This is a genomic window from Bartonella sp. CR84HXZ (assembly GCF_042194535.1).
GTDB classification, from domain to species: domain Bacteria; phylum Pseudomonadota; class Alphaproteobacteria; order Rhizobiales; family Rhizobiaceae; genus Bartonella; species Bartonella grahamii.
The window spans coordinates 216,777-241,514 of sequence record NZ_JBHIMY010000001.1; the positions used below are offsets into that span (position 1 = coordinate 216,777).

A 24,738-nucleotide genomic window follows, 5' to 3' on the forward strand; every position below is an offset into this window, starting at 1 on the left:
TTGTTTTATTTCTTAAACGAGAGGAATAGGAATATGCGACACCTTTTGTTTTTAGGGGCACTGGTGTTTCTGCTAGATGGGTGTGCAACAACCACTCCCATACACACGAACAATGCGTGTGCTATTTTAGCACAAAAAAATGGTTTTTTTGACAATTGGGGTAAGGCTTCTAAACGTGCAGAAATGCGCTATGGGATTCCTATGTCTATTATTCTTGCAACCATTAATATGGAATCGAGTTTTCGTCACAATGCACGTCCTCCACGTAAAAAACTACTTGGTTTTATTCCATGGAAGCGTCAATCGACAGCCTATGGTTATTCTCAAGCGCTTGACAGTACATGGGCAATGTATCTTCGCTCTACGGGCAGATCTTTTGCATGGCGTACGAATTTTGCAGATTCTGCTGATTTTATTGCTTGGTACCATCGCCAAAGTGTTCAACGCAATGGGGTGAGATTTGATGATGCATATAGCCTTTATTTAAATTATCATATGGGACATGGTGCTTATGCGCGTAGTGGCGGGCATGTCTCTGCGGCACTTTCACAGGCAGCACAGCGCATGGCAAGGATATCGAGGCTCTATGAACAGCAATTAAAGAGATGTGGATGGCGTTAGGGAAGATTTTTGAAAATCTCAATTAGAGAATTGTTTTGGTAAAATTATTTGAGAGCCAAATTTCTTATGGCGTGATAAGGCTGTATCGTTTTTCTGATTGTTAAATGAAATAAATTGTTATTTTTTAGAATAAACCAAAGAGACAGAAAGCTTTTGCAATGCACAATATTTTGAGAGCACTCTCAATATTTTTACCTCTGTTGTTTAAAAAATTTACAATGAAAACTATCTTCTATTTGGTTCTGACATTTCTCACAGGGCTAAGTACCAGAGATTATTGAATAAAAATTTTAAAATTTAATATTATTTTTTATTTTCATTATGCGTATTGCTGACTGATTATTACATGAATATTTTCTTTGTTAGCGTATAAAAGAGCAATCAAAAGAAATGCAATTCGAGCATCATATTAAAGTAAGAATCTCGAATGGCGTAGGGTTTTATCATTTCAGATCTCTTGAGGTTGAATCAATAAAAACCATTGGCTTGCACATAACAAGCGCAATTGGCATGTGGATAAAAACTGTGAAAGAAAAGACTAAAAATGTTTCTTATGAACATTCTCAAATGTAAGAATTATTGGCAACATTGGGAATTAGCACATATAATGATGGCGCACGTCGCTTTCACACCTCAACCTTTTTTGTGACGTGCAAGGAAACAAAATTAATTGATTCAATATGTTATTTGAGCGTTAATACACCTTAGTATTGAGTAGGTAGATGCTACTCAAAGTAGGCAATTTTTTAATTGGCAGGACATTTGATCAAGCTAAAAATACTCGAAAAAAGTTCTGATTCGCAATAATTGAGAAGAATATTTTAATATTTTATTCCCTCATCTTTGTTTAGGTACTTCGTACCTTTTAAAAAGATATCGATAACCAACATATTATGATTTTGTGGAAATATTGTGATAAAGGTAATTCAAATTTTGTCCTTTAAAACAAGGCGTAAGTTAAACAGCTCTTTTTCTGTTTCTGTGCAAAGCATAAAAAATTATCTACTTTCACGGTTACGACAGTAAAATTTTATAATCCAACAAATGATTAAAAACGTGTTATAATACCGCTAAAATGCAAGCAACAGGCGCTATTGGAATGATGATTAAATAGCGCATAAACCTTTTAAATTGATGCACACATTCTCTATTATAATTGATTCCCTTGATAGAATAGCTGGTCCTTTTGGTGGAGCTAAGCGGGATCGAACCGCTGACCTCTTGCATGCCATGCAAGCGCTCTCCCAGCTGAGCTATAGCCCCTATAAAAACAATTTTTCCCAAAAGGAAAGTATACAGTTTCAGCTTTTCTAGAACGATCAAAATTGAAGATCAAGAAGAATTTACATTCAATGGAAAAGATGTCCTCTTTTATTTCTCTTAAGCATCGTCATCATTAGAAACACCGCCTCCGAGAATATCAGTAACGTCATCATCTTCATCGTCATCATCATGAGATAAAAATGTATCATCGTCATCACCAAGATCTACATCACTATCTTCTAAATCAGGAAGATCGTCATCTTTAGAATCCTCATCATCCTCTTCAAGAAGCATAAAAGCAGATTTTTCAAGTGCTGTATCAAGCTCTTCAGTATCAACGTCTTCTTCATTGTTTGCCTCAGCTGCTGCAACTTCAAAGTAAGAACGCGGATAAGAAATTCCTGTATAGGGCGACACAATAGGATCGCGATTTAGATCGTAAAATTTTTTTCCCGTTTCTGGATCAACACGTTTAGTTCCAAGTTCTTTTTTTGCCATAAACCGTGCCTCTTTGATTAACTATTATTCCATTAAAAGATAAATTCTATGGTGCTTAATCGAAAAATAATGCCTTTGTCAAAGATAAATACACCGTTTCACAGTGATTTTTTCATGACGTCTTTTAAAGCATGTGCTAAAGGATGCACAATTTCATAAAAGTTAGATAGAATTAAATAGAATTTCCATGCAAAAAGCAATCCCTATAACCACCTATAAATCGAGTAGTCTCTCTGGAAAAATTAAAATACCAGGAGATAAATCAATCTCTCATCGCTCTCTTATATTGGGAGGATTAGCAAGTGGTGAGACACATATTCATGGATTACTTGAAAGCGCTGATGTACTCAATACAGCTGCTGCTATGCAAGCTATGGGTGCCTGTATTATTAAAAAAGATGGCTTATGGACCATACGAGGAACAGGGAATGGTTGCCTTTTAGCTGCACAAAAACCTTTAGACTTTGGAAACGCTGGAACAGGTGCTCGTTTGGTTATGGGAATGGTTGGTCCATATCATATGAAAACAACCTTTATTGGTGATGCTTCTCTCTCTAAACGTCCAATGGGACGTATCCTTGATCCACTGCGTCTCATGGGGGTTGAAATTGAAGCAACGCACGACGATCACCTTCCTTTAACGCTTTATGGTCCGAAAATGGCTAATCCGATTCGTTACCGTGTTCCAATAGCTTCCTCCCAAATTAAATCAGCAGTCCTGCTTGCTGGACTCAATACCGCCGGCATTACAACTGTTATTGAACCAGTTCTGACACGAGACCATACGGAAAAAATGTTAAAAGCATTCGGTGCACAACTTGAAATAGAAAAAGATAATGAAGGTGCGCGTTTGATTCATCTTAACGGTCAACCCCATCTTACTGGACAAACGATTCATATTCCGGGTGATCCTTCTTCTGCTGCTTTTCTAATTATCGCAGCCCTTCTTGTAGAAGACTCTGATATCACCATTGAAAATGTTTTGATAAATAACTCTCGAATAGGACTTATCGAAACATTGAGGGAAATGGGTGCTCAAATTGAATTTTTGAACCGACGTCAAACAGGTGGAGAGGATGTTGCTGATCTACGGATAAAATCATCGGTTCTTAGAGGTGTTACGGTGCCCAAAGAACGTGCTCCATCAATGATTGATGAATATCCTGCTTTGGCAGTAGCAGCAGCCTTTGCAGAAGGCAAAACAGTGATGTTAGGAATTGAAGAATTGCGTGTAAAAGAATCAGATCGACTGTCTGCTGTTGCTCAAGGACTCGAAATTAATTGCGTAGACTGTGAAGAAGGTCAAGATTTTCTTATTGTTTATGGGAAAGGTTCTGCCAAAGGTTTGGGTGGTGGACATGTCTCCACACATCTTGATCATCGAATTGCTATGTGTTTTCTCATTTTTGGGCTTATATCAGAAAAACCTGTTACCATTGATGATAAACGAATGATCGCTACGAGCTTTCCAGAATTTATTCCTTTTATAAAACAACTTGGGGGGAAAATTGCTTGAAGCCTTTTGTTATTGCCATTGATGGACCTGCAGCCTCAGGCAAAGGAACCTTAGCACGCAAAATTGCTGCACATTATCGTCTTCGCCATCTCGATACGGGTCTTACTTATCGTAGTGTTGCTCATACGCTTTTACAACAAAATTTAGCTCTTAATGATGAAAAAAATGCTATTATTTATGCTAAAGAACTTGATTTTAATACCTTAAATCCTGCCCTTCTTTCTTCTCATGAACTTGGTGAAGCGGCTTCAAAAATAGCGATTAACCCTGCTGTACGCAAAATTCTTGTCGAAAAACAACGCAACTTTGCTAAAGTTTTGCCTGGCTGTGTGCTTGATGGACGTGATATCGGAACTATTGTTTGTCCTGATGCCGATATCAAGTTTTATGTTTTAGCCAATGTTCAAACGCGCGCCAAACGTCGCTACCAGGAGATTTTAAAAAAGGGGGTTCAAGCAAATTATCATGAAATCCTAGCTCAACTTGAACAGCGCGACAGTCGCGATATAACCCGTAAACAAAGTCCACTAAAACCAGCAAAAAACGCCCACTTGCTTGATACGTCAGAATTGAGTATAGAAGCAACATTTGAAATTGCATGTAGTTTTATTGATCCAATCATAAAAATGCATATAATTGGATAAATTCGTTAAGGTGACTTCCAGCCTCGCGCTAACTTTTTTTCCTTTATTCAAGGAAAAAGGCAGGGAGTTGCTTATGTTAACACTAACCTAGCGCTCATACCTTATAACACAAGGTATATATTAGGAGTTCTTATGTCACAATACAATCCCACAACAGCGGATTTTGAAGCCCTTTTAACAGAATCTTTTCAAACCAATGATCTTAATGAAGGATCTGTTGTTAAAGGTCGTGTTATTGCAATCGAAAAAGACATGGCCATTATTGATGCTGGTCTTAAAGTTGAAGGACGTATTCCTCTCAAAGAATTTGGAGCTAAAGCAAAAGACGGTTCTTTGCAAGTTGGCGATGAAGTTGAGGTTTACATTGAACGCATTGAAAATGCGATGGGCGAAGCTGTTTTATCCCGTGAAAAAGCACGGCGCGAAGAAAGTTGGGTCCGTTTGGAGGAAAAATTCAATGCTGGTGCACGCGTTGATGGAGTGATCTTTAGCCAAGTAAAAGGTGGTTTTACAGTCGATCTTGATGGTGCTGTTGCTTTCTTGCCGCGCAGCCAAGTTGATATTCGTCCCATTCGTGATGTTTCACCTCTCATGCATAATTCTCAGTCCTTTGAAATCTTGAAGATGGACCGTCGTCGTGGCAATATTGTGGTCTCACGTCGTACTGTTTTAGAAGAAAGTCGCGCCGAGCAACGTTCAGAAATTGTACAAAATCTTGAAGAAAACCAAATCGTTGAAGGTGTGGTGAAAAATATCACAGATTATGGTGCCTTTGTTGATCTTGGTGGGATTGATGGTCTCTTGCACGTTACAGATATGGCATGGCGGCGTGTTAACCACCCATCTGAAGTCCTCACAATTGGTCAAACGATTAAAGTCCAGATTATTCGTATCAATCAGGATACACACCGTATTTCTCTTGGAATGAAACAGCTTGAAAGTGATCCTTGGGAAAGCATTAGTGTTCGGTATCCGATTGGTAAAAAAATTACGGGTGCTGTCACCAACATTACTGATTACGGTGGTTTTGTTGAAATTGAGCCAGGAATCGAAGGGCTGATCCATGTTTCTGAAATGAGCTGGACGAAGAAAAATGTTCATCCTGGGAAAATTCTGTCTACATCACAAGAAGTAGAAGTGGTTGTTCTTGAGATTGATCCTTCTAAACGGCGTATTTCTCTTGGCTTAAAGCAAACATTTGAAAATCCATGGGAAGCTTTTGCCAATAAATTTCCTGTCAATTCGCAAATTGAAGGAGAGGTTAAAAATAAAACAGAATTTGGTCTGTTTATTGGGCTTGAAGGCGATGTTGACGGTATGGTTCATTTGTCTGATCTTGATTGGAACCGTCCTGGTGAACAAGTCATTGATACTTACAATAAAGGCGATATCGTTAAAGCTGTGGTCCTTGATGTTGACATTGAAAAAGAGCGCATTTCTCTTGGAATTAAGCAGCTTTCCAGCGATAAAGTTGGAGAAGCAGCTGCTTCTGGCGAATTGCGAAAAGGTGCTGTTGTAACATGCGAAGTGATTGCTGTTAACGACAATGACATTGGTGTGAAATTGATTGACCACAACCTTGAGACAACCATTCGGCGTGCTGATCTCGCGCGTGATCGTGATGAGCAACGTCCTGAGCGTTTCGCAATTGGGCAAAAGGTTGATGCTCGCATCACAGCATTTGATAAAAAAACACGTAAAATTTCGGTATCGATTAAAGCTTTAGAAATTGCAGAGGAAAAAGAAGCTGTTGCACAATATGGTTCTACAGACTCGGGCGCTTCTCTTGGTGATATTCTTGGTGCTGCTTTAAAAAAACAAGAACAAGATTAATCATCAATCATTAAAGTTGACGGTGTTATTAAGGTCACTCATTTTAGGGTGACCTTTTTATTTTCTAAAAAAATTGTCTGCTTATTTTCTAATTATTGCGTAAAAAATTATAACTGCTTGCAACTAAAAATAAAAAGTTTGTTTTTTTGTCTATCAACGGTTCACTATTCAGATAAAATGCTTACAATTTAAATAAAAAACGATGTAATTGAATAACAATGGGACATTATGACGTGCATAATACCTTTCATAAAGTGCTTTTTTCTCAAAAAGAGAAAAAAAAACATTTTATTAATACGGATTTTCCTCTTCGTGCAATTTATAAGGTACGGGAAGATCTTTATAAATTAGGGCATGATATAGCTTCTGGTAAAGAAATTTTACTCCCTGAATATGAAGGAGTAGAAGATTTTCGCAAGAGATTGAATGAAAATGCGAAACTTATTCTTAATGCCTTTCATACCAGTGATTTTGCAGCCCGAAATGATGAGACTATCGCACCGTCTGCTCAATGGCTCATTGATAATCATTACACCATTGATAAAACTATACAAAAGCTACGTCGTAATCTACCTAAGTCCTTCATAAAGCAACTTCCTCTTTCTACACACAAAGCGGGAATACCACGAATTTTTGCTTTAACTTGGCTTTATATTGCGCATACTGATAGCAGCTTTTCACAAGAAACACTCACTGCTATGACCAATGGATTTCAAGAAGTTTGTGCGCTCACAATTGGTGAATTGTGGGCTCTTCCTTCTGTTATGCAAATGCTGCTCATTGAAAATGTCCGTCGTCTTTCAGTACGTATCGAAAAAGCGCGACATATGCGCCATCTTGCTAGTCAAGTGGCTGATAAAATTTCTCTTGTAAAAAATAAAACAAATCTACACTCTCTCTTTACGCAGTATAAACCATTTACTGTTGATCCAACGTTTTCAGCACATTTATTCTATCGCCTACGCAGTGCATCTGTCGATTCAACCGTAGCATTAACTTGGCTTGAAAAGCAATTGAAAAGCCAAGGCAGTAGCTTAGAAATTGCAACAGCTGATGAACATACCCGACAAGCAGCAGATGGTGTGACCATGGGAAATATTATCCGTGCTCTTAAAGCTATAGATGATGTTGATTGGACAGCATGGTTTGAAACAGTGAGTTGTGTCGATTCTATTTTGCGTAAAAATAGTGATTTTTCTGAAATTGATTCTCACTCACGCAATATTTATCGACAAGTCATTGAAAAAGTTGCACGCTTTTCGCCTCTTAGTGAGCTGGAAATTGCACATAAAGTTGTAGAAATGGCAAATTCCACTTCTAAAGATATGCCTCATCATTCTTGTGTGGGGTGGTACCTTGTTGATGATGGTCGTGGCATATTTGAAAAGGTTTGTGGATATATCCCGCCCTTTCTCATAAAATGGACACGAGCTTCCTGTTGCTCAAAATTGAGAGTCATCGCTATTCCTGTCTCTTTTCTGACGCTCGCTCTTTTGCTTGTAATTTACGCCCTTTTACAAATATCTGGCATGACATCATGGATGTCTTTTTGCTTTACTGTATTAGCGCTTTTTCCTGCTATCGATGCTGCTTTTGCTTTATTTAACACTGTTGTTTCATGGTTTGTCCCATCAAGACAACTCATTGGCTATGAATATAAAGAAGGTATTCCAAAACATGCACGGACAATGGTTGTTGTACCTACTTTGATGACATCACGCGATGATATTGATGAACAAGTGCGCAATCTTGAAGTGCACTATCTTTCCAATCCTAAAGGTGCCATTCATTTTGCGCTCATTACAGATTGGGTGGATGCTCCATTGAGAGAAACGCAAGATGATCTTGATTTATTGCACTATGCGCAAAAGAGTATTGATAAACTCAATAGTCGTTATCATCGTGATGAACTTCCTCTTTTTTTCCTTTTACATCGCCGACGCCTTTATAATACAAGCGAAAAATGTTGGATGGGATGGGAACGAAAGCGAGGAAAACTTCATGAACTCAATCGGCTCTTAAGAGGCGATAAAAACACAAGCTTTTATCCTCCCAAGCCACACCTTCCTATGGATTGCCGTTTTGTTATGACGCTGGATTGTGATACACGTCTTACTCCAGAGAGCGTCGCGAAACTTGTTGGAAAGCTTAACCATCCACTCAATCATCCCATTTTTGATCCGCAAAGTGGAAAGGTTGTAAAAGGCTATAGCGTTTTACAACCACGCATTATTCCTTCTCTTACAACAGGAAAAAAAACATCAATTCTCCAACGGGTTTTTTCTATCAACCGTGGCATTGATCCTTATGTTTTTGCCGTTTCTGATACTTATCAAGATCTTTTAGGAGAAGGTACCTTTATCGGTAAAGGTCTTTATAATATTGATGCATTTGAACAAGCGCTTGATGGCAAAATTAAAGAAAATACTATTCTTAGTCATGATCTCTTAGAAGGAGGTTATGCTCGTACTGCTCTGGTAAGTAGCATAGAAGTCATTGAAGACTATCCAACCGCTTATAATATTGATGTTATGCGTTATCATCGCTGGATTCGCGGTGATTGGCAGCTTTTGCCTTATCTTTTTTTCCACCGTCAAATAAGTTCCGTGACGCGTTGGAAAATGCAGGATAATTTACGTCGTTCTCTTACTCCACTTATGTGGTTAATCGCAGCATTTGCAGGATGGACTTTTTTGTCTTTCAAGAGTGCAATCGTCTGGCAAATATTCTTGTTGTTTAGCTCCTTCATTTCTTCCATTCTATGTGTATTAAAAACGCTTGTCTCGTCCAATATAGATCATTCTTTGCGTGGACATTTTCAATTAATTTGGAACAAAACTGCTCTTACAAGCGCTGATATATTTCTTAAAACAACGTTTCTTGCTCATTCGGCGTATTTTATGACCGATGCGATTATTCGTACACTCTATCGTATGACGATTTCAAAACAGCATCTTCTTGAATGGAAAACTTCTGCCGCAACAAAATCAATGCCCAATAGTTTGCGCTTCTATGTTTTTATAATGGCACCAGCATCGCTTATTGGTGTCCTTACTGTAGCACTTTCTCTTTTTTCTGATAGTTTTGCAAGCTTGATTGCTTTTCCTTTTGGGATAGCATGGTTTTTTTCACCCTTCATTGCTTGGATTGTGAGTCAACCTTCAACCTTTCAAGATAGTCTTGATCTTTCTTCAAAAGATGAAAAAAAACTTCGCTCTATTGCACGGCGTACATGGCTTTATTATACAACCTTTGTCAATGCACAAAACAACTATTTGCCTCCCGATAATTTTCAAGAAGATCCTGAACCTCTTGTTGCTCAACGTACATCTCCTACGAATATTGGCGTTTATCTCCTTTCTATTATTGCTGCACGTGATTTTGGCTGGATTGGTTTTGAAGAGACCATTACCCGTATTGAATGTACATTACGCTCTCTTACAAAAATGGAAAAGTTCCGTGGTCATCTCTATAATTGGTATGAAACGGATACACTCAGGCCTCTTTTACCTACTTATGTATCAACCGTTGATTCAGGAAATCTTGCCGGTCATTTGATAACACTCTCTTCTGCCTTAAGTGAATGGGCTGAAAAACTGCCTCTTTTTTTTCAAAGTGATCGAGAAGGCTTATCGGATGTTCTTGCTATTCTTGAAGAAACTGTCAAAGAAATTCCAGATCATCAACCCAATTTACGCTCGTTACGTCAAAAAATCGAAGAAAACATCATTCGTTTTCATGACTCTGTCTTCACTTTTGTAAAACAAGAAAATACGATTCCTTCTCACATCATAGACCTTTCACATGCAGCCCACGATATTGTGCACTTAGTCAGTGAACTTGACCACAAAATTCAAACGATAGAATCTGCTCGTGCGCTTTCTTGGGCTAAATGCCTTATCGATACCTGTAACGCTTATCATCATGATGCGACTGCTCATTGTGATACTGAAAAATTACGTAAAAAACTAAACAGGTTGGCTATAGTAGCACGGCAAATAGCCTTTGATATGAAATTTGACTTTTTAGAACAGCCTAAACGGCATCTCTTATCCATTGGATATCGTGTTCAAGAAAACAAACTCGATGAAAATTGTTATGATCTACTTGCTTCAGAAGCACGTCTTGCAAGTTTTTTTGCTATCGCAAAAGGAGACATAAAACTTAAACATTGGTTTCGTCTTGGTCGACTCCTCGTACCCATAGGCTGGAAAGGTGCGCTCCTATCATGGTCTGGATCGATGTTCGAATATCTTATGCCATCTCTCGTAATGCATGAACCTTTAGGATCTCTCCTAGATCAAACAAATCGATTGATTATTCATTGTCAAATACAATATGCTCATAAACGGGAATTGCCATGGGGTATTTCAGAGGCCGCATTTAACGCTCGCGATCATTTAATGAATTACCAATACGCTCATTTTGGTGTTCCAAACCTCGGACTCCAACGTGGTCTTTCACGCAATGCTGTCATTGCTCCCTATGCCAGCCTTCTAGCGGCACAATATGCTCCTGCTTGCGCTGTCGCTAATTTAAAACGACTCCGTGATCTTGGAGCTTTAGGAACATATGGTTATTATGACTCTGTCGATTTTACCCCTTCACGCGTGAAAACAGGGGAAAAATACGCTGTTGTACGCAATTATTATGCGCACCATCATGGCATGTCTATCCTTGCTCTTAACAATGTTATTTTTCAAGGGCGAATGCGTGACCGTTTTCACCGTGATCCCATTATTGAAGCAACGCAATTGCTATTACAGGAAAGAGCGCCTCATCTCATTCCTATTATTCATACCAAAGCTGTTAATCGTATGCGCAATAAGTCTCAAGCATTTGACGCCGCCCCTTTGCGCATTATTACAAACCCGTTGCTCAAACCACGAGAAACGTTACTTTTGTCTAATGGCTTTTATTTTACCATGTTAACAGCGAATGGTTCTGGTTACAGTCGGTGGCACGATTATGCGATTACGCGCTTTATTCTTGATGCAACAGAAGATCAACAAGGTACTTTATTCTTCTTACGCGATACGCATAGTGGTCGGTGGTGGTCTGTTACTGGTGAGCCAACACGTGTTATTGAAGAAGAAGCTGTCAGCATTTTTACAGATGAAAAGGCTGAATATACAAAAATGGTTGATGGTATAAAATCAACGCTTGAATGTCTTATTACATCTGAAGGATGTGGCGAAGGTAGACGTATTCAACTGATGAATAGGACAAATAAAGAGCGCCTCATTGAAGTGACTTCTTATGGTGAATTGGCGCTTGCCACAATGGATACAGACCAAGCTCATCCTGTTTTTTCCCGTATGTTTATAGAGACCGAAATTGCTGAGGAAGGTAAAACAATTTTTGCCAAAAGGCGCAAACGCTCGCCTAGTGATCCTGAAATCTATGTTGCCCATTTTGTTTCTAGTACAACAGATATTCTCCAAGAGACAGAAGCTGAAACAGATCGCTCTCTGTTTATTGGTCGGGGGCGATCCATTCATCGGCCCGCTGCATTTGACCGAAATGCTCGTTTCAGTAACAGTCAAGGTTGTGTTCTTGATCCTGTTATGTCATTGCGATGCCGTATAAAAATTTCAGCCCATGAAAAAGCAGAACTTATTTTTTGGACTTTTGCTGCTCATACAAAAGAAGCGCTAAATAATCATATTAAACATTATCGACAACCTGATATGTTTCAAAAAGAACTTTCAATGGCATGGACGCGCTCACAAGTCGCACTGTATCAGAGCGGAACCCAGCTTAAAGAGGCTATTGTCTATCAAAAATATGCAACACCGCTTATCTACCTTGATCGAACATGGCGTCTTCCTTCTGAAATATTAGCAAAAACGCTAGGAAAACAGTCTGATCTTTGGCCCATGTCTATCTCAGGAGACAATCCACTCTGTCTTCTTAGGTTAAATAACGAGGGAAATATCTCTGTACTGCGCGAGCTCCTTAAAGCACATGAATATTGGCGTATGCGCGGACTCATTGTTGATTTGGTCATTCTTAATGAACAAACATTTTCCTACATACAAAATACACAACGCGCTCTTGAGTGGGTCTGTGAATCTTATTATCACCACACGCAAAAAGCAGATGAACGCCAACATATTTTCATGCTTCGACGCGATCAAATGAGTGAACAGAGTTTTAAAACGCTTCTTGCATCAGCGCGCATCATTCTTGATGCCCAAAATGGCTCTTTATCTGAACAGCTTAAACGACTTGATGAGAGTGATTTTGATCTTACAGTTCATAAAAATTATCATGAATTGCATGATCAATTAGATTCTCCAAAGTATAACGAAGGAAGGCAAGTTACAACACAAACTGAACAAAATTTTTTTGCTTCCATTGGTCTTATTAGCCAACAAAAACCCTCCTCTTTTCCCATAAATGGAGAAGATCTAAAATATTGGAATGGTTACGGTGGTTTTAACCAGTATAACCATTATGTAATACGTCTTCATGGACGTACAACTACACCGCACCCGTGGATTAACGTCATCGCTAACCACAAATTTGGTTTTCATGTCTCTGCTGAAGGTGCAATTTTTACTTGGGTTAATAATAGCCGCGATTATAAATTAACTCCTTGGGCAAATGATCCAACATCTAACCGGCCAGGAGAAGCACTTTATCTGGTTGATCGCCAGTCTTTAAAACGTTTTTCACCCGTTTCTGCTGTAGAATGTGATGAAAATATTGTCTATGAGGCTTGTCATGGTTTTGGATTTTCAACTTTTAAATCGACACATTCAGAAATTGCATTAGAACTGACTCATACACTTGATCCGGAAAAACCTATTCGCTTTTCACGTCTTACCCTCACGAATGAAGGGAAAAAACCACGCAGTTTACGCCTTTATAATTATGTTGAATGGGTTTTGGGAAATACCCGTACAAAATATGCCCCCTTCATTATTTCCTCTTATGAGGACAAAAGGGGTGTACATTTTATTCAAAATCCTTATCACATTGAAAAATCTCAACAAGTCACATTCTTATCGGCATCTGAAATGCCAACCAGCACCACAACCAATCGTGCTGAATTTATTGGTGCAACGGGAACCGTAACGCATCCAACTGCGATCCGTAAAGCTGGTGCTCTTTCGAATATCATTGAAGCAGGATGTGATCCTTGTTCAGCATTCGCCTATGATATTGATCTTCAACCAGGGCAAACAAAAGAAATCATCTTCTATCTTGGCAGTGCTGAAAATAGGCAAGAAGCTGAAAAATTACTCAATCAAGTACATGCAAGTGATTTTGAAATTCTGCTCACAAAACAAAAACAGCAATGGAGTGATTTTGTTTCTCCTTTCCAAGTCAAAACACCTGACGCTTCTTTTAATCTTATGGTCAACCATTGGCTTCCTTATCAAATCTACGCATGCCGCATCATGGCACGCGCAGGCTTTTACCAAGCGAGTGGTGCATTTGGTTTTCGTGACCAGTTACAAGATAGCCTGTCTTTGTTATTGCTGGAACCACAATTAGCACGTGAACAATTATTAAATGCAGCAGCGCACCAATTTCTTGAAGGGGATGTGCAACATTGGTGGTTGCCTGACACAAATGCTGGTGTTCGTACATACATTTCTGATGATATCGTTTGGCTTGCATATGCAACAGTTCTTTATGTCACTACCACTGGCGATGATGCCTTTCTTGATACACTCATTCCTTTTATTGAAGGCGATGTTCTCAAAAGTGGGCAACAGGATGCTTATTTTCAACCCACCCAATCCTCAAAGGTTGCAACAGTTTATGAACATTGTGTTTTAGCTTTAGACCTTGCCATTAAACGTTGTGGACCCCATGGTATCCCTCTTATTTTAGGTGGGGATTGGAATGATGGCATGAATTTGGTAGGTGTGGAAGGAAAAGGCGAAAGCATTTGGTTAGGATGGTTTCTTGGGTACACATTAAAAGCATTTATTCCTTTGGCCAAAAAACGTGGTGATAACAGCCATATGCAAATATGGAGTACATACCTTGAACGCTTAACAAAATCCCTAGAGGAAAACGGTTGGGATGGTGCTTGGTATCGACGTGGTTATTTTGATGATGGAACACCTCTTGGTTCTAAAATTAATGATGAATGCCAAATTGATACCATTGCTCAATCTTGGGCTGTCATTTCTCAAATGGCGTCGCCTGAACATCAAAAGCAAGCAATGACATCAATGTTGGAACATCTCTATGATAAAAAAGGCGGACTCATTCGCCTTTTTTGGCCACCTTTTGATAAAAGCACACTTGAGCCCGGTTATATAAAAGGTTATCCTCCAGGAATCCGAGAAAATGGTGGTCAATACACGCATGGTGCCATTTGGAGTATTTTAGCATTGGCTGAAATGGAACAAAACGATAAAGCTTACGCTTTATTTTCTATGATTAACCCGATTACCCATGGACAAGATCCTGAAACTTATCGTGTTGAACCTTATGTGATGGCCGCAGATATTTATTCTGTTGAACCACGATGTGGTCAAGGCGGTTGGACATGGTATACAGGCTCAGCCGGTTGGTTTTATCGCGCTGCAACACAAGCTATTCTTGGAATACAGCGTCAGGGAGATCTGTTGTTTTTACAGCCACATTTACCCTCTATTTGGCCAAAATATGAAGCAACAATGAAGTTTTATGATGCCGTTTATACCATTAAAGTAAAATGGGGACCTAAAAATATGCTCCATGTTAATGGCAAAAAATATACCGAAGTTCATGCGGGGATAAAGTTACACAAAACAGGTCAGCATGAAATTATACGTATTGTTAAATCTTAGAGATGAAAGATGAAAAAGAGAGCAGACTTTTTTATTCTTGCCCAAAACTGTAGAGTTGTTATATTGCACCGCCTATATTGTCCGTGTTGGTGCATAATATTTTAGATTTTATGAAACTGAAAGAAAAAGGTTATGAATCATCCGGATATTGCTAGACGTGTTTACAATCATACTTGGAAACTTGATCCCATTATTCGTTCACTTCTCGATACGGATTTTTATAAGCTTCTTATGGTACAGATGATTTGGGGGTTGTATCCTAATGTTAATGTTACTTTTTCCCTCATAAATCGCTCTAAAACAATACGTCTTGCCGATGATATTGATGAGAGTGAATTACGTGCTCAACTTGATCATGCTCTTAGTTTGCGCTTTACAAAAAAAGAAATGATCTGGCTTGCTGGTAATACATTTTATGGACGCAAACAAATTTTTGAACCGGATTTTCTTCAGTGGCTTGAGAATTTTCAACTCCCAGAATATGAACTAACCCGCAAAGATGGCCAATATATGCTTCATTTTTATGGTTCGTGGGCTCATAGCTCTATGTGGGAAATTCCAGCCCTTGCTATTATCAGTGAATTACGTTCACGTGCAGCTCTCAAAAAACTAGATCGTTTTGCTCTTGATGTACTTTATGCGCGTGCTAAAGCAAAAATGTGGAGTAAAGTTGAACGTCTCAAAAAATTGCCTGATATTAAAATATCTGACTTTGGGACAAGGCGTCGCCATTCTTTTTTATGGCAGCGCTGGTGTGTGGAAGCATTAAAAGAAGGCATTGGTAATTCTTTTACTGGAACTTCTAATGTTCTTCTTGCCATGGATACGGATTTAGAAGCTCTTGGAACCAATGCACACGAATTGCCCATGGTTATTGCGGCTCTCAGCAACAACGATGATGAATTACGCAGAGCTCCATATCAAGTCTTGCAAGATTGGAACCGTTATTATGGTGGAAATCTTCTCATTGTTTTACCTGATACCTTTGGTACAGAAGCATTTTTACGCAATGCACCAGATTGGGTCGCTGATTGGACAGGTTTCAGACCCGATAGTGCGCCCCCTATTGAAGGTGGCGAACGTATTATTCAATGGTGGAAAGAAAAAGGAAAAGACCCACGCGAAAAACTTTTAATTTTTTCTGATGCTCTTGATGTCAATACAATTGAAAAAACCTATCATCATTTCCATGGCAGAGTGCGCATGAGTTTTGGATGGGGCACGGATCTTACCAATGACTTTACAGGCTGTGCACCTCAGGAAATCGAAACTCTTGATGCTCTTTCCCTTGTTTGTAAGGTGACCTATGCCAATGGTCGACCAGCCGTAAAGCTTTCAGATAATCCTGAAAAAACGATCGGTGATTCAAAAGAAGTACAACGTTATCTCAATTTTTTTGGTAATAAAAAGCGAATTGCTAGACCTATAAAGACGTAGTTTCCGGTTCTTTAAACGAGTATATTGACTCATCATATTGTTTATAAGATTGATTTTTGTCCTGCCCTAAGGATGAGGGTTCTTAACCTTTGCTGGTCTGTAAATAGTTCGGTTGTTTTTTGAGCAGATTCTACTTGGCCTACCACGCATACGCTTCACTTACATAAGGATTCGACAGATCAGACTTAAAAATATTCACTACGCATTAAAAAAATACTTAACTTGCTAGGGAAGTTTAGCCAAGGAGGCTTCCTTATATCATTGTCATAAATAACGGTGTTATACGGCACAACAAGATACTGTTGTTTTGCATGTTGAAAGAGCGTGCGTGAATATCATAAATTTTTTTCATTTCAACCCTTTTAAATCAAGCACACTCATCTCCTTACATGTATGAAGGTTTTCAAGTTTTAAGGGTTATTGTTGTAGCTCGACAGTAGGTTTGTACTAAGTGGGAAGAGATAGGATTAAGTAGGAATACGTGGTAATTTGTTGTTTTTATGTACAATTTTGACCATTAAATGCGCTTTTCCATAGTAAAAATGAGAAAAGGCTTTGCCCTCCTTTGAGAACATCTTTAAAACTCTTTGAAAAAAAATAAATTGGTACAAAATCTAGTGTAAAAATATACAAAACCCGATGAAAAGCTACAGTTGTAACATTAGGAATTGCTAAGGCAACATTGGAGGATGACAAATAGCACGGTGACTATCGGTGTGCATTTTGTAAGGCAAGGATGATGATGTTTGCTTTGTATTATATCCTCATTAAGAGATATGAAAATAAACGAAACGTCTTTTTAGAAAGAAATGGCTATCATATCAATGACTTTTCAATGATGTATATGTAGAGATTCATACAAACATGCCTTATAAAAATAATGACTCTTTTCCATGAATGTGGTTTATCCAAGTGAGAACATTTTGAGTGTGCGTAAACAGTCTTCTTTGTTCATAAAAATCATTTCACAAACATATTATTAATTAATTGCTTTCAAAAAGCTTGCTATTTCATATGCATTTTGGATATGGAGAGCTTATATTCAAAACTTAAAAGTCCTCATAGTTTTTACAAATAAGTCGAAGCTAAAAAGAATATCTCATAAAGCCTTTTCTATCATTATGAAGATGGACGTGTTACAATATAAATGGCAATCAGCAGTAATATAACCGCAACAAGTAAGGAAATCCATAAAGGAGGGTGTACCATTACGAAAAAGGATAAAAATCCTCCTGTCATACTCATTATTGCAAAAACTTTAATGAATGGAGAGATTGCTTTTTTTTCTTCCCATCGCTTAATAGGGGGACCAAAAATACGATGATTATTCAACCATTGATGAAAACGTGGAGAAGAACGCGTAAAACACCATGAGGCAACTAACAAAAAAGGCACAGTTGGCATAATAGGTAATACTACACCGATAATACCTAATATAACCATTGTCCACCCTGCTATATAATAGCAGATACGCAAAGGGTGAGATATCTTCAAATCTTTTTTCATTTTCTTGTATTTTTTTCCTCTACGCAAAACCCTCTACAAAAACATTATATCTGTTTTTTTCTGTTTACATGTCTGAGTGCACAATTACTTTCTACCCCTTCATGCGTAAGCGTCTTTGCTGTTATAAGTTCCTTGAAAATACCAAATAGCTCACGCAATATGATAATCATTTTAACTGATTTCAAGAAAAGAGAAGAGATTTTAGAAAATCAAAAAAAATAAAAAGGCTGCAGAATAAATCAATGCAGCCTCTTAATTAAGAATGCAGCGTTGGGGGGAGAAAATGTACCGCATTCACTTGCTAGACATTAGGAGGAAAAATAACCTAGCACCTCGAACTCTAATTAAAATAGAAATGAGAAACAATATATAAAAATGCATGGCTGATATGCATGAATTTTAACACTTTTAAGTTTCTTGAACTGTGTTTTGACGAAAAAAAATCATCATGAAAATAGCCATAAAAATCAACGTCAAGATCAACACAATTGTGGAAGCAGAATCAGAGCCGATAAATAAGCTGAGATAAATCCCTAAAAAACCAGAAAAAGCTGCAACAAGTATCGCGATCATTAACATAAAAGAAAACCGCTTTGTAACAAGATAGGCAATTGCTCCTGGTGCTATCAGTAAAGAAATAACGAGCACGATACCTACAGCTTTCAAAGCCGCAACAATTGTAAGAGAAATCATCGTTAGAAGGGTATAGTGAAGTAGAGATATTGGTAACCCCATTGCATGTCCTTGAACTGTATCAAAAATATACAACATAAAGTCGCGCCATTTTGCTGCTAAAATGAAAGTGACAACAGCAGAAATGATCGCCGTTTGTGTTATATCAAGCCAGTTAACACCTAAAAGATTACCAAATAGAATATGATTCAAATCTAAGCTACTATAAATAGACGTGGCTAAAACAAGCCCCAAACCAAACATCGAAGAAAAGACCACACCCATCACCGTGTCCTGTTTGATACGGCTATTGCTTCCTAAAAAACCCGTTAATAGTGCACACACCATTCCTGCAACAAAAGCACCGCAAGTAATCAGAGTCATTGTAATATTCTCTGGACGCATATGTTGAAACCAAGCAAATGGCAAAGAAGTCAAAAATGCGATTACCCATGGTGTTGTCATATAACCAACAACAATACCTGGAAAAACTGCATGAGAAATGGCATCGCCTAACAGCGCCCATCCTTTCAAAATAAGAAAACAGGAAAGCATCGCCATGGGAATAGAAAGAATCATGACAATAAGCATACCCTTAAGCATAAAAGAAAACTGAAACGGAAGTAGTAATTGATCAATCATGATAATATTACACCCTTTTTTGCCGCATTTATGCGTAAGCGCGCAGCAATATACCCATGTTTAGGAGCAAAAATAAAAGCCAAAACAAATAAAGATGCTTGAAAAAGCACAACAACCCCCCCCGTTTGTGCATTTAAAAAATAACTCACATAAACACCCAAGACACTTGTGAATGTTCCAATTACAACTGCAATAACCAAGATATTCACGAAACGATCACTTAAAAGATAGGCTGTTGCCCCAGGTGTCACAACAAGACAAATGACTAAGAACGCTCCAACGGTTTGCATAGCAGCAACAGTACAAGCGGCAAGTAATGTGAAAAAGAGAATCTTTAAAAACTTTACATTTAATCCAATGGCATGCGCATGTGTTTCATCAAATAACGAAACAAGAAGATCCTTCCATTTCAAAAGCAATATAAGCAACGAAAAAAAGCCGATAAAAGCCAATTGTAGAATATCTGATGAACTAACGGCTAAAATATTTCCCAAAACAATCGTATCAATATTAACAGCCATTGGTTTTAACGATTTGAGAAACAACCCAAAGGCAAAAAAGGAGGAAAAAATGAGCCCAATAATGGTATCTTCTTTAAGCTTTGTCCGGTGGTTAAAAAAGAGCATTGCTGCTGCTGCAAGACCACCAGAAAAAAAAGCGCCGAGTGAAAAAGGTAACCCTAAAAGGTAAGCTCCTGCTACACCAGGAACAATCGAATGGGAAAGAGCATCACCAATCAATGACCAACCTTTTAACATCAAAAAAGCCGAAAGAAAGGCACAAACACACCCAACTAACCCAGAAACCCACATTGCATTCACCATATATTGATAGCTCAGTGGCTCAAGCAACCAAGAAATCATGCAACGTGCTCCACTCTTTCAATATCTTCACAAACTGCAGACTGCTTTCTTCCCATGAAACCATCATTTTTTTTTGTGCTAGGAAGATCAAAAATATGGTGGTGCAAAGATCCTCCAAAAGTTTTTTCTAGATTTTCTTTTGTAAAGATTTTTTCTGTTAACCCAGAAGCTAAAACGGTTCCTTTTATTAAAACTGTATGATCACAAAATTCGCGAACAGAACCCAAATTGTGAGTTGAAACCAAGATCACTGCTCCTTCTTTACGAAGATCTTGTAACAAAGCAATGATTTTATCTTCTGTTGTAACGTCAACCCCTGTAAACGGCTCATCTAATAAAATAGCTTTTGCTTTCTGTGCAAGAGCGCGCGCTAGGAAAACACGCTTTTTCTGTCCACCAGAAAGTTCTCCAATCTGGCGCTTGGCAAAAGCCAACATATCAACGCGCTCTAAGGCAATACGAACGGCTTCATAATCTTGTGTACGGGCATAGCGAAAGAAATTCATATGACCGTACCGCCCCATCAATACAACATCTTCGACCAAGACAGGAAAATTCCAATCAACATCTTCACTTTGAGGAACATAAGCAATAAGGTTTTTTTTCAAAGCTATATCAACGGGCAAATCAAACATGCGAATTTTTCCCTTTGAGGGGCGTACAAACCCCATAATCGCTTTAAATAACGTTGACTTACCGGATCCATTAACACCAACTAATGCCGTAATAGAACCCTTTGGACTTTCAAAATTCACTTCGCGTAAAGCCGTATGTCCATTACGATAAGTTACCGTTACTCCTTGGGCAAATATTCCAGATTCCGTCATTGGCTTTTTACTCCCTCTAATAAAGCATTGCTAATACGCCCACTCGTGACACGTAATAAATCAATATAAGTGGGTACCTCACCATTTTTCTCACTTAAAGAATCAACATAAAGAACTCCACCGTATTTAGCCCCTGTTTCTTTAGCAACCTGCTTAGCAGGCGCAGGGGAAATAGTGCTTTCAGAAAAAACTGCATGAATATTGTATTTGCGAACCATATCAATAACATGCTTGACCTGCTGTGGTGTTCCTTGCTGGTCAGCATTGATGGGCCATAAATAAAGCTCTTTTAGATTAAAATCACGCGCCAAATAGCTAAATGCCCCCTCACTGGTCACAAGCCAACGCTTATCTTGCGGTACGGCTTCTAATTCAGCCTTAATTGGATCAATCGTTGCACGAATTTTCTGTTTATAAATTTCAGCATTCTCTTTATAAATAGCAGCATGTTCAGGATCATATTTTACAAAAGCATCGCGAATATTATCAACGTAAATCAAAGCAGAGGTTGGTGACATCCACGCATGAGGATTGGGTTTACCGCTAAAGGGGCCCTCACCAATTTTAATGGGTACAATACCTTTTGAAACAACAACACTTGGAACATCCTTGATATTTTGAAAAAACTTTTCAAACCAAAGCTCTAACTCTAATCCATTCCACAATACAAGGTTAGCTCCCTGAGCACGCATAAGATCGCGAGGGGTGGGTTGATATTCATGAATTTCCGCACCTGGTTTTGTAATGGATTCAACATCAGCAGCATCACCTGCTACATTGCGTGCCATATCAGCAATGATAGTGAATGTCGTAACAGCTTTAAATTTACCAGCACACAAAGCAAAATTGGGTGTAAAAAAAATAACACTTCCTAAAACTATGCTGAAAAACGTTCTTACGTTCATTGATTCTCTCTTTCCTTTATATGCCTTCTTTTTATTGCAAATAATTTGCATTATCATTTAGCAATAGCAGTTATCTTTTACATTTGCAATGAAGGATTAAGAGAAAAAATAACTTTTCAAGATGTTTAAAAACAGCTTTTTTCATATTGAAAAAATTGATGATTTAAGCAGCTTGTTTTGGTAAGGAGATCCGCTTTCAAGAAGCTCTATAGCTCTTGAATGCCAAACAAAAAGGGAGCACTTAAAAATGCTCCCACTTCATGTAAAATATCTCATAAAAAATGAGAATACTCAGTAGCGCAAATATGCACCTGTCATTTTGGTAACATTATCCACGATCTTTAAGGCAAGCTTTTCTAAATCTTCATCTGTTAGAGTCCGTTCTATGGGCTGAATAGTTACTTCAATTGCAACAGATTTTTTATCTTCGCCAAAGCTTAAATCTTCAAAAATATCAAAAATCTGCACTGAATGAATAAGTTTTTTATCGGCTCCACTTGCCGCACGAATAATAAGAGAAGAGGCAACAGTTTTATCCGCTATAAAGGCAAAATCACGCCGCACCATTTGAAAAGGTGAGAGTTTCAAAGGAAGACGGCTTTTGGTCGTTTTTTTCTTTGATTCTGGAATTCTGTCTAGAAAAATTTCAAAACCGCATAAAGGGCCACTAACATCTAACTTTTCTAATGTAGCAGGATGAAAAACACCAAAAAAACCAAGAATAATCTTTGATCCAAGTTTTATGACACCTGAACGACCAGGATGATACCAATCGGGCGCTCCTACTTCAATCTGCACTTTCCCAACATCCATATCGCATGCTTCTAAAATAGCTAAAGCATCTGCTTTGGCATCAAAAACATCAACGACGGTTGCATTTCCATTCCAAAAACGACCAGCCCCTTTAAATTGCTCTGTTCCGCGACGAATCCCACTAACAACACGGTGTTGTTTATCAGGGGTATCGCCTTCATAAATATTGGAAACTTCAAACAAAGCAAGATCTGGAAAACCACGATCAGCATTTCTCTGTGCCGCCATAATCAAACCAGGTAAAAGGGAAGGACGCATCATTGACATATCAGCAGCAATAGGATTAACCAATTTAAGCTCTTCTTGACCTCCTCCAAAAGCAAGAGCTTGATTTTCAGAAATAAAAGACCATGTTACCGCTTCTTTCATACCACGTTGCACTAAAGCCAAACGTGTAGCACGTGAACGAATTTGTGCGCATGTTAAAGTTTGATCTTTTCCTTCTGCGAAGTTTTCCAAAGGAATAGGTTTAATTTTATCTAGCCCATAAATCCTCATGACTTCTTCCACCAAATCGGCTTTCCCCATAATATCAGGGCGCCATGATGGTACTTTTACTGTAACGACATCTCCTTTTCCTTCAACGAAAAATCCAAGTTTTGTTAAAATAGAGATGACTTTTTCAGGTTCTATTTCCAAATTTGTTAAACGTTTAATTTCAGAAAAAGGAAAAGCGATCTGTTTGATTTCTTGTTGCTGATAGCCAACGATCCTCTTCTTAGATACTTCACCACCACAAAGACGTAAGACCAATTCTGTTGCAATCTCAAGCCCTGTTTCTATAAAAGCCGGATCAACACCTCGTTCAAATCGATAACGTGCATCACTGATAAGACCTAATGCTCTTCCTGTTTGTGCAATGCTTTGCGCATCCCAAAGCGCTGATTCAATAATAACGCGACGTGTTGTCTCATCACAACTCGTTCTTTCACCGCCCATGATACCGGCAATCGAAACAATCCCCTCTTCATCTGAAATGGCACAATTCTTAGCGCCCAAATGATAGATTTTTCCGTTCAGTGCTTGAAGCTGTTCTCCCTCACGAGCACAACGTACACACAAATTACCTTTAATTTTATCCGCATCAAAAACATGGAGTGGACGACCAAGGTCAAAACTTATGTAATTGGTCATATCAACAAGCGCATTAATCGGTCTCAAACCAATTGCATTCAAACGCTGTTGCATCCACTGAGGTGATGCACCATTTTGAACATTGCGCACTTCACGCCAAGCAAAACCTAAACATAATGATGAATCTTGCGAAAAATCTAATGAAACATCGAGAGGTGTTTCAAAGGAAGGCTCAAATTTTGACAAGGATAATTCTTTTAATTTTCCCATTCCAGCGGCAGCAAGATCACGGGCAATACCACGAACACCTGTACAATCAGAGCGATTGGGGGTCAAACCAATATCAATGATCGGATCATCTAAACCAGCATAAGTTGCAAATGAATCTCCAATAGGTGCATCTTCTGGAAGTTCGATAATCCCGTCATGTTCATTTGATAATTCAAGCTCCGCTTGCGAACACATCATCCCAAAACTTTCAACACCGCGGATTTTTCCTACAGATAATGTCGCATCGAGTCCTGAAATATAAGTGCCTGGTAGTGCCAGAACACCAACAAGACCTGCACGCGCATTTGGTGCTCCACAGACAACTTGAACAGGTGTAGAAGTCCCTGTATCGACGGACAGAATCTGGAGTTTATCTGCATCAGGATGCTTTATTGCTGTTAAAACTTTTGCAATCACAAAACCTTTTAAAGAAGACCGATCATCAACGTAATCAACCTCAAGACCTATAGCTGTTAGTTTCTCACAAATTTCATCCAAAGATGCACTTGTCTCTAAGTGATCTTTTAACCACGACAATGTAAATTTCATTTTAAAA

The 24,738-nt window shown here is 38.5% G+C and carries 13 protein-coding genes and 1 tRNA gene; 6 read left to right on the forward strand and 8 right to left on the reverse strand.

Annotated elements, in window-relative coordinates; all coding sequences use genetic code 11:
* Positions 1-33: 33 nt before the first annotated feature.
* The gene (locus ACFIKD_RS00875; protein WP_375635410.1) at positions 34-621 is read left to right on the forward strand and encodes a hypothetical protein; all 588 of its coding nucleotides are present in this window, start codon (positions 34-36) and stop codon (positions 619-621) included.
* Between the two features lie 1,187 nt (positions 622-1,808).
* Here the strand turns inward: ACFIKD_RS00875 and ACFIKD_RS00880 are convergent.
* Positions 1,809-1,884, reverse strand: a tRNA-Ala gene (locus tag ACFIKD_RS00880).
* A gap of 117 nt (positions 1,885-2,001) precedes the next feature.
* A complete protein-coding gene (locus ACFIKD_RS00885) occupies positions 2,002-2,382 on the reverse strand; it encodes a TIGR02300 family protein (RefSeq protein ID WP_375635411.1) in 381 nt (126 codons plus the stop codon).
* A 187-nt stretch (positions 2,383-2,569) separates the two neighbouring features.
* Between ACFIKD_RS00885 and aroA the strand changes: the two genes are divergently transcribed.
* From aroA to pncB, 5 genes are all read left to right on the forward strand, one after another.
* A complete protein-coding gene (gene aroA, locus ACFIKD_RS00890) occupies positions 2,570-3,898 on the forward strand; it encodes a 3-phosphoshikimate 1-carboxyvinyltransferase (protein WP_375635412.1) in 1,329 nt (442 codons plus the stop codon).
* A complete protein-coding gene (gene cmk, locus ACFIKD_RS00895) occupies positions 3,895-4,542 on the forward strand; it encodes a (d)CMP kinase (RefSeq protein WP_375635413.1) in 648 nt (215 codons plus the stop codon). The genes aroA and cmk overlap by 4 nt, the downstream gene beginning before the upstream one ends.
* Before the next feature lie 132 nt (positions 4,543-4,674).
* Positions 4,675-6,375 (forward strand): 30S ribosomal protein S1, encoded by a 1,701-nt coding sequence (rpsA, locus tag ACFIKD_RS00900; RefSeq protein ID WP_026500132.1) that lies wholly within the window; start codon positions 4,675-4,677, stop codon positions 6,373-6,375.
* Positions 6,376-6,608: 233 nt separating this feature from the next.
* A complete protein-coding gene (locus ACFIKD_RS00905) occupies positions 6,609-15,173 on the forward strand; it encodes a GH36-type glycosyl hydrolase domain-containing protein (protein ID WP_375646964.1) in 8,565 nt (2,854 codons plus the stop codon).
* 132 nt (positions 15,174-15,305) lie between these two features.
* Positions 15,306-16,610: a nicotinate phosphoribosyltransferase gene (gene pncB / locus ACFIKD_RS00910; protein WP_375632143.1), complete on the forward strand. Its 1,305-nt coding sequence runs from the start codon at positions 15,306-15,308 to the stop codon at positions 16,608-16,610.
* 1,119 nt (positions 16,611-17,729) lie between these two features.
* Here pncB and ACFIKD_RS00915 read toward each other — a convergent pair.
* From ACFIKD_RS00915 to pheT, 6 genes are all read right to left on the reverse strand, one after another.
* Positions 17,730-18,116 carry a YbaN family protein gene (locus tag ACFIKD_RS00915; protein ID WP_012754508.1) on the reverse strand — a complete coding sequence of 129 codons (387 nt, stop codon included), beginning with the start codon at positions 18,114-18,116 and terminating at the stop codon, positions 17,730-17,732.
* A gap of 408 nt (positions 18,117-18,524) precedes the next feature.
* Positions 18,525-19,430, reverse strand: coding sequence for a metal ABC transporter permease (locus ACFIKD_RS00920; RefSeq protein ID WP_375646965.1), 906 nt, complete (start codon positions 19,428-19,430; stop codon positions 18,525-18,527).
* Positions 19,427-20,293: a metal ABC transporter permease gene (locus ACFIKD_RS00925; protein ID WP_012754510.1), complete on the reverse strand. Its 867-nt coding sequence runs from the start codon at positions 20,291-20,293 to the stop codon at positions 19,427-19,429. Before ACFIKD_RS00925 ends, ACFIKD_RS00920 begins: the two co-directional genes overlap by 4 nt.
* Positions 20,290-21,120 (reverse strand): manganese/iron ABC transporter ATP-binding protein, encoded by an 831-nt coding sequence (locus ACFIKD_RS00930; protein WP_375635416.1) that lies wholly within the window; start codon positions 21,118-21,120, stop codon positions 20,290-20,292. Before ACFIKD_RS00930 ends, ACFIKD_RS00925 begins: the two co-directional genes overlap by 4 nt.
* Positions 21,117-22,025 (reverse strand): metal ABC transporter substrate-binding protein, encoded by a 909-nt coding sequence (locus ACFIKD_RS00935; RefSeq protein ID WP_375635417.1) that lies wholly within the window; start codon positions 22,023-22,025, stop codon positions 21,117-21,119. The genes ACFIKD_RS00930 and ACFIKD_RS00935 overlap by 4 nt, the downstream gene beginning before the upstream one ends.
* Before the next feature lie 291 nt (positions 22,026-22,316).
* Positions 22,317-24,731, reverse strand: a complete 2,415-nt coding sequence (gene pheT / locus ACFIKD_RS00940) for a phenylalanine--tRNA ligase subunit beta (protein ID WP_375646967.1) — start codon at positions 24,729-24,731, stop codon at positions 22,317-22,319.
* Between the last annotated feature and the right edge of the window lie 7 nt (positions 24,732-24,738).